Consider the following 14022-nt stretch of genomic DNA (forward strand, 5'->3'; position numbering starts at 1 on the left):
GCGATGGGCGAAATGGCAAACCCCGCCATTATCCGCGAATCGGCCTGGCGGCGCAGCGGCGGCGCGCCTCGGTTAAAGTTTCATTCTTGCGCCGGCCCGCAAGGGGCCGCGATGACCGATTCAGGAGCCAGCCTTGCTGCGTATCACCTCGCTCAACCTCAACGGTATCCGTTCCGCCTTCCGCAAGGGCCTGCAGCCCTGGATGACCGCCCACAACGCCGATGTGCTGTGCCTGCAGGAGATCAAGGTCTCGCATGACGACCTGACCGACGAGCTGCGCCACCCGCCTGGCTATACGGGTCACTTCCACCACGCCGAGAAAAAGGGCTACAGCGGCGTGGGCATGTACCTGCGCGCCGGCGCCGAACGCGTGGTGGCCGGCTTCGATTGCGAGGAGTTCGACGCGGAAGGCCGCATCCTGCGCGCCGACTGGAAGGATCTGTCGGTCATCAGCGCCTACCTGCCCTCGGGTTCAAGCGGCGACGAGCGCCAGCAGGCCAAGTACCGCTTCCTGGACCAGTTCGGCCCATGGCTGGACGGCCTGATGGCCGAGCACAGGAAGACCGGACGCGAATTCGTCATCTGCGGCGACTGGAACATCGCCCACAAGGAAATCGACCTGAAGAACTGGAAGGGCAACCAGAAGAACTCGGGCTTCCTGCCCGAGGAGCGCGCCTGGCTGACCGAGGTGTTCGACCGGCGCGGCTTCGTCGACGTCTTCCGCAAGCTGGACGAGCGCGCCGACCAGTACACCTGGTGGAGCAATCGCGGCCAGGCCTGGGCCAAGAACGTAGGGTGGCGCATCGACTACCAGATCGCCACCCCGGGTATCGCCGAACGCGCGCGCGCCACTTCCATCTACAAGGACGAGCGGTTTTCCGACCATGCGCCGCTGACGGTGGACTACGACATCGCCCTGTAACACGGTTGTGATGCGTAAAGGCCTCAAAAAATAATAGGGACACATAAAGGCGAAAATTTCTTCGCCGACCCAGGCGGGGCCTGCCACGAAGATGGCGCAACGCCGCAAATTATGATTACGCCCCACGGGAAGGCGCGCCAAACAAATGGGGACATAGCTGTATAGCCCCATTTCATGCGCTTCTCGGAAAATATTCGCCTGTCATGGCCGGCAGGCGAATCACCGCTCGCATTAATGCGCCCCCAATAATCACTCCTTCCGGCAAGCCGCGCCAGCACAGGCTTTGCGGCCGATTCCGGCTTTTCGTCCGACGAATTTTGGCCCACAATTGCGCACCAAAAGTGTGCAACCGCGCACCACTTCTCTACGCTTTTGCACCGCAACACAACGCGCTGCACCATCGCATTGCCAGGAGGCAGTATCTTGAAATTGCAGAGTCTGGACGGCTTCCTGCGCCGGGTTGCCGCGCGCGATCCGCAACAAGCCGAATTCATGCAGGCAGTCCAAGAGGTCATGCTGAGCCTCTGGCCCTTCATCGAGAAGCACCCGCATTACGCCGAGCACGCCCTGCTGGAACGCCTGGTCGAGCCCGAACGCGTGATCCAGTTCCGCGTCTGCTGGACCGATGACCAGGGCCAGGCCCAGGTCAACCGCGCCTTCCGCATCCAGCACAGCTCGGCCATCGGCCCCTTCAAGGGCGGCATGCGCTTCCACCCGACGGTCAATCTGTCGGTGCTGAAGTTCCTGGCTTTCGAACAAACCCTGAAGAACGCGCTGACCACCCTGCCCATGGGCGGCGGCAAGGGCGGCTCCGACTTCGACCCCAAGGGCAAATCGGACGCCGAGGTGATGCGTTTCTGCCAGGCGCTGATGCTGGAACTGCACCGCCACCTGGGCCCGGACACCGACGTGCCCGCCGGCGATATCGGCGTGGGCGCGCGAGGTCGGCTTCATGGCCAGCATGATGAAAAAGCTGTCGAACTCGGCGGCCAGCGTATTCACCGGCAAGGGCCTGTGCTTCGGCGGCAGCCTGATCCGCCCCGAAGCCACCGGCTACGGCACGGTCTATTTCGCGCAGGAAATGCTGCAACGCGCCGGCCTGTCTTTCGACGGCATGCGCGTGTCGGTGTCGGGCTCGGGCAACGTGGCCCAGTACGCGATCGAGAAAGCCATGGCGCTGGGCGCCAAGGTCGTCACGATCTCGGACTCGTGCGGCACGGTCATCGACGAGGCCGGCTTCACGCACGAGAAGCTGCTGGCCCTGATGCACATCAAGAACGACCTGCGCGGCCGCCTGGACACGTACGCCAGCCAGTTCGGCCTGCGCTACGAGGCCGGCGTGCGCCCCTGGCACGTGCCGGTGGATGTCGCCCTGCCGTGCGCCACCCAGAACGAGCTGGACGAAAACGACGCCCGCACGCTGATCCGCAACGGCGTGAAGTGCGTGGCCGAAGGCGCCAACATGCCCGCCACCCTGGACGCCGCCAAGGCTTTCATCGCGGCCGAAGTGCTGTACGCGCCGGGCAAGGCCAGCAACGCCGGCGGCGTGGCGGTGTCGGGCCTGGAAATGAGCCAGAACTCGGCCCGCCTGCCCTGGACGCGCGAACAGGTGGACGCGCGGCTGCATGCCATCATGCGCGATATCCACGAAAACTGCGTGCGCCACGGCCACGGCGCGGGCAACTACGTCAACTACGTGGATGGCGCCAACATCGCCGGCTTCGTCAAGGTCGCCGACGCCATGCGCCAGCAAGGCCTGTACTGATGCAGGACCGCGCCGCCGCGCCCTGGCGCGGCGGCGTCAATGCCAGTCGCCGCGGTAGACGAACTTCGGCATCTGCCAGTTGAAGCGCAACGCCAGCAGGCGAAACGCCAGCCCGACGGCCAGCGCGACGGGCACCGACACGCTGGCGGACACGCCCTGGCCGTACATGGCCAGGTACAGGCCGCCGGTCACTGCCGAAACGCTGGCGTAGAGTTCGCTGCGAAACAGCAGCGGAATGTCGTTGCACAGCACGTCGCGCAATACGCCGCCGGCGCACCCGGTGATCATGCCGCTGACCAGCACGATGGTCAGCGGCATTTCCATTTGTTGGGCCACCTGGCAGCCGATGATGGTGAACGCCACCAGGCCGATGGCGTCCAGCAGCAGGAACAGGCTGCACAGGCGCCGCAGCGCGCGCGCCCCCAGCGCCGTCAGCAGCGCGGCGCCGGCCGTCATCCACAGGTATTCGGGATGGGCCACCCAGCTCAGCGGATAATGGCCCAGCAGCACGTCGCGCAGCGACCCGCCGCCCAATGCCGTGACACAGGCGATCACGCACACGCCGACCCAATCCATGTCGCGCCGCCCGGCGGCCAGCGCCGCCGTCATGGCCTCGGCCACGATGGCCACCAGGTAGAGCGTGTACAACAGCAGGACGGACGGATCTGGCGGCATGGCGGCGGCGCGGACGAAAAGATGGACAACGCTGGCATTGTATTGACAACGCCGCCGGCCCGGCTGGGCCGTACCGCCCGCTTGACCGCGATCAAGACGCCTGGCCCGCCTGTGCGGGACAATGGACGCTCCATCCTGCCGGCAAGCCCCGTGCGGGAACCAGGCCGCGACCACTACCAGGAGACGCCGCATGCAAGCCCAGACCGCCCCCATCCTGCTTGCCACCGACCTGAGCGCGCGCAGCGACCGCGCGCTGGACCGGGCCCTGATGCTCGCCGCGCAGGCGCAGACCAGCCTGGTCGCGCTGCACATCATGGAACCCACCAATGCGCCGCTGACCACGCCGGTGTGGCGCCGGCTGAGCGCCGACCACAAGCAACTGGCCGAACGCCGGCTGGCCGAGGACCTGGCCGACGCCCCCGTTCCCACCTCGGCGGTGGTGCGCAGCGGCGAAACCGTGCCGCTGATCCGCGAGACGGCCGAGCACTTCGGCTGCTCGCTGATCGTGACCGGCATCGCGCGCGAATCCACCCTCAGCCGCCTGCTGCTGGGCACCACGGTCGAGCGCCTGGCGCGCCAGGCCAGCCAGCCCGTGCTGGTGGTCAAGGCGCGGCCGCGCAAGCCATACCGCGACGTGGTCGTGGCCACCGACTTCTCCGAGGGCTCGCGCCAGGCCCTGGTGGCCGCCCTGCGGGTGGCCGGCGACGCCCCGCTGACCCTGTTCCACGCCTATGACGTCCCGTTCGGCAAGGACGCGCCCGAAGACGCGGTGGTGCGCCGTTTCTACAACGGCGCGGCCCAGAAGGCGCGCGCCTTCCTGGACGGCACGCCGGAGCTGGCCGGACGCCCCGCGCCCGAGCTGGTGCTGGAAAGCGGCCAGCCCGAGACGCTGCTGTCGGAGTACGTATTCAACCGCCGCTGCGACCTGGCGGTGACCGGCACCCACGGCTTGACCGGCATCCTGCGCACCGCCATCGGGAGCGTGGCCGAGAAACTGCTGGAAGCCCTGCCCTGCGACGTGCTGATCGTGCGGCAGACCGGCACGGCCGGCGACTGATCCGCGCAGGGGTGCCTGTGCCGCAGGGGTGCCTGTCCCCGCTGGGACAGGCACCCTGTCATACGCCAAGACGGTATCCGTCCCCGCGGGGACAGGCGCCTATCCGCCGGCCTGCGCCGCGAAGCGCCGGAACTCCTCCTGCAGGAACTCCACGGCGACGCGCACCTTGGCGGAATTCTCCAGCCGCGACGGATAGACGGCCCAGATGTTGGCATCCTGGCGCCACGGCGCCAGCAACGGCACGAGCAGTCCGTCGCGCAACAGCGGCGCGACGTCCCAGTGCGAGCGCAGCACGATGCCGCGCCCGTCCACCGCCCAGCGCACGGCGATCTCGCCGTTGTTGGCCGATAGCGGCCCGGTTACCTTGATGGTGCGGTTTTCGGCGCCGGCGCGCAGCGTCCAGACCCCGAACGGGTGATCGCGCTCCTTGATGACCAGGCAGTCGTGGCCGGCCAGTTCCTCGGGCGTGCGGGGCGTTCCCCGGCGCGCCAGGTAGTCCGGCGCGGCGCACAGCAGGCGGTGATTGTCCGCCAGCCGCCGCGCGATCAGGTGCGGGGCGATATCGTCGCCCACCCGCACATCCAGGTCGAACCCCTCGCTGGCCACGTCGACCAGGCGGTCGAACACTTCCAGCCGCACCTGCAGCGCGGGAAAGCGCTCGACCAGGCGCGACAGCATCGGACCCACCACGTTGCGCCCGAAGCCGAAGCTGCAGCTCACGCGCAGCAGGCCGCGCGGCACCGCGCGGGTGGCGGCCACCTCCTGCATGAGCTGGTCCACGTTGTCGAGCACCCGCTGCGCCCACAGGAAGACCCGCTCGCCTTCGCGGGTGACGCTGACCCTGCGGGTGGTGCGATGCAGCAGCCGCACGCCCAGCACCCCTTCCAGCACCCGCAGGCGCTTGCTGACATAAGCGGTGGACACGCGCAGTTCCTCGGCCGCCGCGGCAAAGCTGGACAGGCGCGCCACGTGCAGGAATACGCGCAGGTCTTCGTTGGCCGGGATATTACTCACGATTCGTTGATGATCAATTCACAATTGACTCATTGTAGTCATTACGTCAACACTGGAAAATGGCCGGCATCGTCTTTTCCCGTCCGGAGCCCGCTCATGTCTTCCCCACGTACTTATCGCATCGCAGCCATCGCCGGGGACGGCATCGGACGCGAAGTCATGCCCGAAGGACTGCGCGTGGTGCGCGCCGCCGCCCGCCGCTTCGGCCTGGACCTCGATATCGTCACCTTCGACTGGGCCCATTGCGACTATTACCGCGAGCACGGGCAGATGATGCCCGACGACTGGAAAGCGCAACTGGCCGGCATGGACGCGATTTACTTCGGCGCGGTGGGCTGGCCCGCAACCGTGCCCGACCACGTGTCGCTGTGGGGCTCGCTGCTGAAGTTCCGCCGCGAATTCGACCAATACATCAATCTGCGGCCGGTGCGCCTGTTCGAGGGCGTGCCCTGCCCCCTGGCGGGCCGCCAGCCCGGCGATATCGACTATCTGGTCGTGCGCGAGAACACCGAGGGCGAGTACACCTCGGCGGGCGGCGTCATCTACGAAGGCACCGAGCGCGAAATCGTCATCCAGGAGTCGGTGTACTCGCGCTACGGCGCCGACCGCGTGCTGCACTACGCCTATGCGCTGGCCGACAGCCGCCCGCGGCGGCGCCTGACGGTGGCCACCAAGTCCAACGGCATCGCCATCAGCATGCCGTGGTGGGACAAGCGCGCCGACGCCGTCGGCCAGCAGTATCCCGGCGTGGCGGTGGACAAACAGCACATCGACATCCTGTCGGCGCGCTTCGTGCTGCAGCCGGACCGCTTCGACGTGGTGGTGGCCTCCAACCTGTTCGGCGACATTCTCTCGGACCTGGGCCCGGCCACCACGGGCACCATCGGCCTGGCGCCCTCGGCCAACCTCAATCCCGAACGGAAGTTTCCGTCGCTGTTCGAGCCGGTGCACGGCTCGGCGCCGGACATCTACGGCCAGAACATTGCCAACCCGGTCGCCATGATCTGGTCCGGCGCCCTGATGCTGGATTTCCTGACCGAAGGCGCCGGCGCCGGACGCGCCGCGCACGACGCCATCGTGGCGGCCATCGAACAGGTGCTGGCCCACGGCCCGCGCACGCGCGACCTGGGGGGCACGGCCTCGACCGATGCCATGGGCGAGGCCATCGCCGCCCGGCTGGCGGCCTGAGGCCTGGCCGGCCGTCGCCGGCTGGCCGGGCCCGCCTGGACGCTAGGCGCCCACCAGCACCGCCCGCGCGGCATCGACGGGGGCATCGCCTTCCATGATGACGATGCCGCCCTGGCCGGCCGCGGCCGTGGCGTGCGGCCCCGCCGGCTGGCGCAGCGGCGCGATCATGGTGCCGGCGGCCTTGCCGTCCGCGCTGGTCCGGAAACTGGCCACCGGCGCCTTCACCCCGTTCAGATAGACGTTGTAGACGGTCTCGGCCTTCAGGCCGAACAGGTTGACCTCCAGCGCGTCGACCACGCCCAGGTTGCGCAACACGACGAACCCGCGTCCCTGCTTGCCGACCGGCTTGAGCGCGATGTTGACCGGATCGCCATTGACGCGCGGCACGAGATTCTGGTCGCCTCGCCCTTGCTCGACGACGCCCGACACGAAAGCCAGGGCCTGCGGCGCCTGGCCCACGGGTACGCGCGACGACCTTGTTGCTGGCCGTATCGATGACGTCGAGCGCGTCGCCGTTCTCCAGGCCGACGTAGACGCGGCTGCCGTCATCGGAGGTCCAGATGCCATGCGGCAACGCGCCGGTGGGGATGGTGGCGACCAGCTTCGCGGGCTTGTCGGTGGTGTACACCTTGACCGCGTTTTCCCCGCCGATCGTGACATACGCATAAGTCTTGCCGGCCACCGGCGCGAAGGCGATGTGGTTGGTAATGAAACCGGTGTCCATGACGCCCGTGACCTGCAGCGACTTCGTGTCGATGCGCGTGACCTTGCCCACGTCCTTGTGCGTCATCCAGATCTCGCTGTTGTCCGGCGTGATCTGCAGGAACGGTGAAAACGGGCTGACGACGTCGATCTTCTTGACGATCTTGTGCGACTTGACGTCGATCACGTCTACCGAAGGCGTGAAGCTGGACACGACGAAAGCCAGCTTGCCGTCCGGATGGAAGATCACCATTCCCGGCCCGAGGTTGGTCTGGATGCGGTCGGTCTCCTTGAAGGTCTGGGGGTCGATGACGGAGATGTAGTCTTCGCCGCGCACCACGACCCAGGCCTGCTTGCCGTCCATGGTGAAGAACCCTTCGTGCGGCGAACGCCCCAGATAGGTGATGCCCTTGACCTTGTTGGTGGCCGTGTCGATGAAGGTCGCCGAGTTGGAGCCGTTGGAGACGACCAGCAAGGTCTTGTGGTCGGGCGAAAAGCCCATGCCGTGCACATTGATCTGGCCCTTGTACAGCGGCGAGAGCAGGTCCGGCCGCGCGTTGCCAAGCCGGATCTGACCAAGCAGCGTATTGGTCGAAGGATCGACCACCGAAACCGTGTTGCTGTTCTGGTCGGCGGTATAGACGCGATCGTGCGCGCTGGGCAGCGACCAGGCGGCGCCCGCGTGCAGGGCCAGCGCCGCCAGGGCGCAGAGGGAAGAGGTTTTTTTCATGCGGATCTCACCTGTTTGTGTAATGCGGAATGGAAAGCCCCGGGGCCGGCAAACCCCGTCGAGCCGCAAACCCTATTTGCCGGCCGCCACGGCGTGGCGGTCCAGCCATGCCTGCATGACACGGATTTCGTTCTGCTGCTCCGTGATGATGCCCAGCGCCAGGTTGCGCACCTCGGGGTCCTCGGTGTAGAGCAGGACCGCCTTGGCCATGTCGACCGCGCCCTGGTGGTGCGGCATCATCATGGTCATGAAGTCATGGTTGGACTGGCCATTCATGGGCGCGCGCAGCATGCCCTCGTCCATGACCGCCATGGCGTCGTCCATCAGCGCAGAGAACGGCTTGGCGGTGCTGGCGACGAAGACCGGCGGGGCCTTGGCCGCGCCGGCGGCCGGCGCGGATGGGTCCGCGCCATGATGGCCGCCGTGCGCGCTGGCGTATCCGCCGGCCAGGCATAGCAGCAGCGCGGCGACGCTACGCCCCGCGCCCGCGTGAAACGGGCCTTTCAACAAGAGTTGCATGAACGTGCTCCAGAAAAAAACGAAGGATCAGGCCTGCGATCGCGCGCCGAAGGCCCGCGATCCCAGTCCATCGTAGGGACGGGGCGCTATCGGCAGCATGGCTTTTGCATGACATTTGCGTCATGAACCGCGAGCATCGAATTGCTAACATGAACGCTCATCGGCGGAGCGTGCTATGGCTATCCTCGTCATCGAAGACGACCTCAAGACTGGCGACTACCTGAAGAAAGGCTTGCTGGAATCCGGCTATTCCGTGGATCTCGCCCGCAATGGCATCGACGGCCTGCACCGCCTGCGCGAGCAGCGCTACGACGTGCTGGTGCTCGATGTCATGCTGCCGGGCAAGGACGGCTGGCAGGTCATCGAAGAGGTACGCCAGGACTCCGACGTGCCGGTCATCTTCCTGACGGCGCGCGACCATGTCGCCGACCGCATCCGGGGCCTGCGGCTGGGCGCCGACGACTACCTGGTCAAGCCGTTCTCCTTCGCCGAGCTGGTGCTGCGCATCCAGACGATGCTGCGGCGCGGCGCGGCGCGCGCGGCCGAAACGCTGCAGGTCGCCGACCTGCGGCTCGACCCGGTGCGGCGCAAGGTCACCCGCGGCGGCGCCAGCATCGTCCTCACCAACAAGGAGTTCATGCTCCTGCACCTGCTCATCAGAAGGCAGGGCGAAGCCCTGTCGCGCACCATCATCGCCTCCGAAGTCTAGGACATGAACTTCGACAGCGACACCAACGTGGTGGACGTGGCCATCAAGCGCCTGCGCGCCAAGGTCGACGCCCCGTTCCCCCTCAAGCTGATCCAGACCGTGCGCGGCATCGGCTACGCCCTGGCGGAGCAGCCTTGAGGCGCTGGACGCTGGATTCGCTCACGGTACGCACCGCGCTGTCGTTCGCCGTGGTGTCCTGCCTGGTCGTGTCGGGGCTGGGCCTATACCTGTACTCCTCCGCCAGGCAGGCGCTGGAGACGCGCGCCGACTACACCCTGGTGGGCCGGGTCGAGCGCTTTCGCAACATGCTGCACGACCTGTACAACATCCGGCAGATGGAGCAGCGTCCCGCGCTGTTCGAAAGCATGCTCGGCAACGAGCGGGACGTGCGCATCTTCCGCCGCCTGGGCGAAGCGCCCTTCATTGCCGTCAATCCCGACGGCATGGCGCCGCCGCCGATGACGCCGGTGCCGGTGGGCCGGGACATCACCATCGAATCGCTGCACAGCGGGGAACGCCCCGATGGCGTGCGGGTGCGATGGGTGTCCGCCCTGGCCGAGATCGGCGAGGACGGCGGCACGGTCGAAGTCACGGCCGCCTACGTCATGAAGCAGGAGTCGAACATGCTGTCGGCATACCTGCTGCGCGTGGTCGTCGCCATCGTCCTGACCACCCTGCTGACGGCGCTGATCGGCTACGCGCTGCTGGTGCGCGGGTTCAGGCCGCTGGCGGCGATGAGCGCGCGCGCCACCGAGATCTCGCCGGCCAACCTGGCGGCGCGCCTGCCGGAACGCGACGCGCCGTCGGAGCTGCGCGGGCTTGCGCGCCAGTTCAACGCCATGCTGGACCGCCTGCAGGCGGGCTACGAGCACCTGTCGCAATTCTCGGCCGACCTCGCGCACGAGATCCGCACGCCGGTCAATGTGCTCATGGGGCAGACCCAGGTCGCCTTGCGCCAGCCGCGCGGCGCCGACGAGTACGAGCTGTTGCTGGAGTCCAATCTGGAAGAGCTGGCCCGCCTGGCGCATATCGTCGAGAACATCCTGTTCCTGTCGCGCGCCAACCACGACGGCGCGGCCGTCGAGTACGCGTGGCTGGCGCAATCGGCCGAACTGGCGAAGATCGCCGAATACTTCGAAGGACCGGCGCAGGAGCGCGGCATGCGCTTTGCCATCGAGGCCAGCGGCCAATGCCGGGCCAACCCCATCATGTGACGGCGCGCCGTCAACAATCTGGTGGTCAACGCCGTGCGCTACGGGCACCCGGACAGCTGCATTCTGCTTCGGGCCGGCACCGACGCCAACGGCGCGACGATCGTGGTGGAGAACATGGGCGCGCCGGTCTCGCAGGAGGAGGCCGACCGGATGTTCGGCCGCTTCTACCGCAGCGACAAATCCCGCACCGCCAGCACGGAATCGAACGGCCTGGGCCTGGCGATCGTCAGCGCCATCATGCGCATGCACGGCGGCAGCGCCAGCGCCACCGCGCTCGACGATGGGCGCATCCGCTTTACGCTACGTTTTCCGCCGGGCCCGGCCGCCCCCGCCTGAAGCCGGCGGCGCCTCGGACTCCCGCAGCAAGGTCCAGAGGCGGTCTATGGCCTCGGGATAATTCGAATGCGTATTGCGGTACAGGCCCAGCTGCAGCGTCACGGGCTGCAGGTACTCCTCGCGCGCATCGAGCATGACCAGCGCGCCGGCCTTCACCTCCCGCTCGATCAGGCTCAGCGGCAGCCAGGCCATGCCCAGCCCCGCCAGGACCATCTCCTTGACCCCGGCGAGAAACACCGATTCGTGGACGATCTCGACCTTGCAGTGCTGCAGCAGCGCCGTGAACGACTGCTCGTACATGACGCGTCCCAGGAAGCTGTCGGGCGGAAACGCCAGCAGGCTCAGCGGCTTGCCGCGCCGCGGCGCATGCAAGGCGCGGCCGTTCCTGGCCGGCGCGCTCAACGGCACCAGGACCTCCTGCCCTACCGGCAGGCGCAAGTGCGCCGGGACCAGCCGGTACAAGGCGTCGTTCCTCTCCTCCATGCACAGCAGCAGGTCGGCCTCGCCGCGCAGGAACAGCGCCACGCAATCGTCGCGGTTCTCCGAGCGCACGCTGAACTCGATGCGCGGGCTGTCCTGCTCGCCGAGCAGCGTCAACAAGGCGGGCAGCCGCGACATGGTCAGGGAATGCTGGGTCGCCAGCACGAGGCGCGCCAGGCCGTTCTGCTCGGACTGCATGCGCGTGCGCAGCTGCGCCATGTCGCGCAGCAGCATGCGGAAACCCGGGATATGGCGCTGCGCGACAGGCGTCAGGCGCAGCGTGGGGCTGCGCCGGTCGATCAGCTCCAGGCCCAGCCACCCTTCCAGCTGCTGTATGCGGCGCGAGAAGGCCGGCTGCGTGACGTTGCGCAATGCCGCGGCCCGGGAGAACGTCCCCGCGTCGACCAGGGTCAGGAAGTCTTCTATCCACAGTTGTTTCATCGCATGGCCTTTCTTGTGCGCAGACCCGTTATGCAAAAAAAGTATGCGGCGCTAAGAACATAGCATTGGGCAGCGCGGCGGGCCCATGCCTAAGATGACCAGCACTGTCCATCCCGCACTGTCCATCCCGGAGCCGAAGATGCTACATCTTGCCAAGTTTCCCCGCATAAAACTCGGGCACTTCCCCACCCCGCTCGAATTCATGCCCAACCTGACCCGCCACCTGGGCGGACCGAACCTCTACATCAAGCGCGACGACTGCACCGGCCTGGCCACCGGCGGCAACAAGACGCGCAAACTGGAGTTTCTGGTGGCCCAGGCCGTTGCGCAAGGGGCGGATACGCTGATCACCCAGGGCGCCGTCCAGTCCAACCACGCGCGCCAGACCGCCGCGGCCGCCGCGCGCGTCGGCATGAAGTGCAAGATCCTCCTGGAAGAGCGTGTCCCGCATCCGGACGATGACTACTCCCACTCCGGCAACGTCATGCTCGACGGCCTGATGGACGGCGAGATCGTCGCGCGCCTGCCCGCCGGCACCGACATGCAGCAGGCCATGGAAGACCTGGCCCGCGAACTGGCCGGGCGCGGCAGCAAGCCCTACGTCATCGCCGGCGGCGGCTCGACCCCGGTCGGCGCGCTGGGATACGTGGCCTGCGCGCAGGAGCTGCTGCACCAATCGTTCGAAACCGGGCTGCGCATCGATCATGTCGTGCACGCGACCGGCAGCGCCGGCACGCAGGCCGGGCTGGTGGTCGGGCTGCGCGCCGGCAACAGCGGCATTCCGGTCTACGGCATCAGCGTGCGGGCGCCCAAGCCCAGGCAGGAAGAAAACGTCTGGAAGCTGGTGCAGTCCACGGTCGATTACATGGGCCTGCCCGCCAGCGCGGTGGAGCGCGCCGACGTGGTGGCCAATTCCGACTACGTCGGCGAGGGATATGGCATCTCCACCGACGCGATGATCGAGGCGGTGCACATGACCGCCGCACTGGAAGCCATCCTGCTGGACCCCGTCTACTCGGGCAAAGGCATGGCCGGCCTGATCGGATTGATCCGTTCGGGTCATTTCAAGCAGGGCGAGAACGTAGTGTTCGTTCACACGGGAGGCGCAGTAGGCCTGTTCGGTTACCGCCGCGCATTCGAAGGCCTGCCTCCATTGGCCGCCTAGGCTGTCCATCCGGACAGCCTGGCATTCAACACAGGGGCGCCATCTCCTGATCGCGGCCGGCAGAGCCGCAGGCGCCCCACAGGAGACAAGAGAATGAAGATAAGTACGGTATTTTTTGCCGCGCTCGTCGGCGTCGCGGCAAGCGCGCCCGCCCATGCCGAGGGCCGGCTCGACAAGATCAAGTCCTCGGGCACCATCACCATCGGGCATCGCGACGCCTCCATCCCGTTTTCGTACCTGGACGACAAGCAGAAACCGATCGGCTACTCGATGGAAATCTGCGAGAAGGCGGTCGAGGCCATCAAGGCCAAGCTGGGCATGGCGCAGATCAAGGTCAACCTGGTGCCGGTGACCTCGTCGACGCGCATCCCGCTGGTGGCCAACGGCACCGTGGACCTGGTCTGCGGCTCCGCCACCAATACCGTGGAGCGCCAGCAGCAGGTCGCGTTCGCGCCGACCACCTTCGTGACCGCGACGCGCTTCGCGGCCAAGAAGTCCTCCAACCTCAAGAAGCTGGATGACATGAAGGGCAAGACCGTGGTCTCCACGGCCGGCACCAGCAATATCCGCTGGCTGACGCAGGCCAACGAAAAAGATGGCCTGGACATGCGCATCATCCCCACCAAGGACCACCCCGCCGCCATGCTGACGGTCGCCAACGGCCGGGCCGCCGCGTTCTTCATGGACGATGTGCTGCTGGCAGGGCTGGTCGCGACCGAGCGCAAGCCGGACGAGTGGATGATCAGCGAGGACACCTACACGGTGGAGCCCTACGCGCTGATCCTGCCCAAGGATGATCCCGCATTCAAGAAGGTGGTCGACGACACCGTGACCGGCATGATGCGCGATGGCAGCCTGGCCAAGCTGTACAAGAAATGGTTCGAATCGCCGATTCCGCCGCGCAACGTCAACCTGCACCTGCCGATGAGCGCGGCGCTGCAGCGCGTCATCGCGAATCCGACCGATTCGGCGGACCCTGCCACCTATCGTTGAGCGCGGACCCCCGCACGGCGGGAGCGCGGGCCGGGGCCAGCCCCGCGCCCCGCGCCCCGCGTCCCCGGACGCGGCGAACGCGGCAAATGCCGCGCTCGCCGCGTCCGCCGTG

The 14022-nt window shown here is 67.2% G+C and carries 9 protein-coding genes and 4 pseudogenes; 8 read left to right on the forward strand and 5 right to left on the reverse strand.

What is annotated here, in order from left to right:
- Positions 1-133 precede the first annotated feature (133 nt).
- Both LK409_RS18525 and gdhA read left to right on the forward strand, forming a co-directional pair.
- Complete coding sequence (locus LK409_RS18525) at positions 134-922, forward strand: exodeoxyribonuclease III (protein WP_003815212.1); 789 nt, start codon at positions 134-136, stop codon at positions 920-922.
- Positions 923-1345: 423 nt separating this feature from the next.
- Positions 1346-2687 (forward strand): annotated as a pseudogene (gdhA, locus tag LK409_RS18530) (NADP-specific glutamate dehydrogenase).
- A gap of 36 nt (positions 2688-2723) precedes the next feature.
- On the opposite strand, the gene LK409_RS18535 reads toward gdhA, so the two are convergent.
- Complete coding sequence (locus LK409_RS18535) at positions 2724-3362, reverse strand: trimeric intracellular cation channel family protein (protein WP_010929370.1); 639 nt, start codon at positions 3360-3362, stop codon at positions 2724-2726.
- Positions 3363-3552: 190 nt separating this feature from the next.
- Between LK409_RS18535 and LK409_RS18540 the strand changes: the two genes are divergently transcribed.
- Positions 3553-4419 (forward strand): universal stress protein, encoded by an 867-nt coding sequence (locus LK409_RS18540; RefSeq protein WP_010929371.1) that lies wholly within the window; start codon positions 3553-3555, stop codon positions 4417-4419.
- 99 nt (positions 4420-4518) lie between these two features.
- On the opposite strand, the gene LK409_RS18545 is transcribed toward LK409_RS18540, so the two are convergent.
- On the reverse strand, positions 4519-5433 hold the full coding sequence (locus LK409_RS18545) for a LysR family transcriptional regulator (protein WP_003815222.1): 915 nt from the start codon (positions 5431-5433) through the stop codon (positions 4519-4521).
- 96 nt (positions 5434-5529) lie between these two features.
- Here LK409_RS18545 and LK409_RS18550 point away from each other — a divergent pair, with 96 nt between their 5' ends.
- Complete coding sequence (locus LK409_RS18550) at positions 5530-6621, forward strand: tartrate dehydrogenase (RefSeq protein WP_010929372.1); 1092 nt, start codon at positions 5530-5532, stop codon at positions 6619-6621.
- 42 nt (positions 6622-6663) lie between these two features.
- On the opposite strand, the pseudogene LK409_RS18555 reads toward LK409_RS18550, so the two are convergent.
- Positions 6664-8053, reverse strand: a pseudogene (locus LK409_RS18555) (YncE family protein).
- A 72-nt stretch (positions 8054-8125) separates the two neighbouring features.
- On the reverse strand, positions 8126-8572 hold the full coding sequence (locus tag LK409_RS18560) for a DUF305 domain-containing protein (RefSeq protein ID WP_041937308.1): 447 nt from the start codon (positions 8570-8572) through the stop codon (positions 8126-8128).
- A gap of 175 nt (positions 8573-8747) precedes the next feature.
- On the opposite strand from LK409_RS18560, the pseudogene LK409_RS18565 reads away from it, so the two are divergent.
- A pseudogene (locus tag LK409_RS18565) lies at positions 8748-9419 on the forward strand (heavy metal response regulator transcription factor).
- Positions 9416-10831: pseudogene (locus LK409_RS18570) on the forward strand (heavy metal sensor histidine kinase). Before LK409_RS18565 ends, LK409_RS18570 begins: the two co-directional pseudogenes overlap by 4 nt.
- Here LK409_RS18570 and LK409_RS18575 read toward each other — a convergent pair.
- Positions 10796-11752 (reverse strand): LysR family transcriptional regulator, encoded by a 957-nt coding sequence (locus LK409_RS18575; protein ID WP_003815231.1) that lies wholly within the window; start codon positions 11750-11752, stop codon positions 10796-10798. The pseudogene LK409_RS18570 and the gene LK409_RS18575 overlap by 36 nt on opposite strands.
- Positions 11753-11891: 139 nt before the next feature.
- Here LK409_RS18575 and cuyA point away from each other — a divergent pair, with 139 nt between their 5' ends.
- Both cuyA and LK409_RS18585 read left to right on the forward strand, forming a co-directional pair.
- On the forward strand, positions 11892-12917 hold the full coding sequence (gene cuyA, locus LK409_RS18580; RefSeq protein WP_003815232.1) for a D-cysteate sulfo-lyase: 1026 nt from the start codon (positions 11892-11894) through the stop codon (positions 12915-12917).
- Positions 12918-13010: 93 nt separating this feature from the next.
- The gene (locus tag LK409_RS18585; RefSeq protein WP_003815233.1) at positions 13011-13910 is read left to right on the forward strand and encodes an amino acid ABC transporter substrate-binding protein; all 900 of its coding nucleotides are present in this window, start codon (positions 13011-13013) and stop codon (positions 13908-13910) included.
- Positions 13911-14022 lie beyond the last annotated feature (112 nt).

The organism is Bordetella parapertussis, from assembly GCF_020735925.1.
GTDB lineage: Bacteria > Pseudomonadota > Gammaproteobacteria > Burkholderiales > Burkholderiaceae_B > Bordetella > Bordetella pertussis.

Excerpts from the sequence above, each read along its gene's own strand:
- LK409_RS18535 (WP_010929370.1), bottom strand. The coding sequence starts at position 3,362 with ATGCCGCCAGATCCGTCCGTCCTGCTGTTGTACACGCTCTACCTGGTG.
- LK409_RS18540 (WP_010929371.1), top strand. The coding sequence starts at position 3,553 with ATGCAAGCCCAGACCGCCCCCATCCTGCTTGCCACCGACCTGAGCGCG.
- LK409_RS18550 (WP_010929372.1), top strand. The coding sequence starts at position 5,530 with ATGTCTTCCCCACGTACTTATCGCATCGCAGCCATCGCCGGGGACGGC.
- LK409_RS18560 (WP_041937308.1), bottom strand. The coding sequence starts at position 8,572 with ATGCAACTCTTGTTGAAAGGCCCGTTTCACGCGGGCGCGGGGCGTAGC.
- LK409_RS18575 (WP_003815231.1), bottom strand. The coding sequence starts at position 11,752 with ATGAAACAACTGTGGATAGAAGACTTCCTGACCCTGGTCGACGCGGGG.
- cuyA (WP_003815232.1), top strand. The coding sequence starts at position 11,892 with ATGCTACATCTTGCCAAGTTTCCCCGCATAAAACTCGGGCACTTCCCC.
- LK409_RS18585 (WP_003815233.1), top strand. The coding sequence starts at position 13,011 with ATGAAGATAAGTACGGTATTTTTTGCCGCGCTCGTCGGCGTCGCGGCA.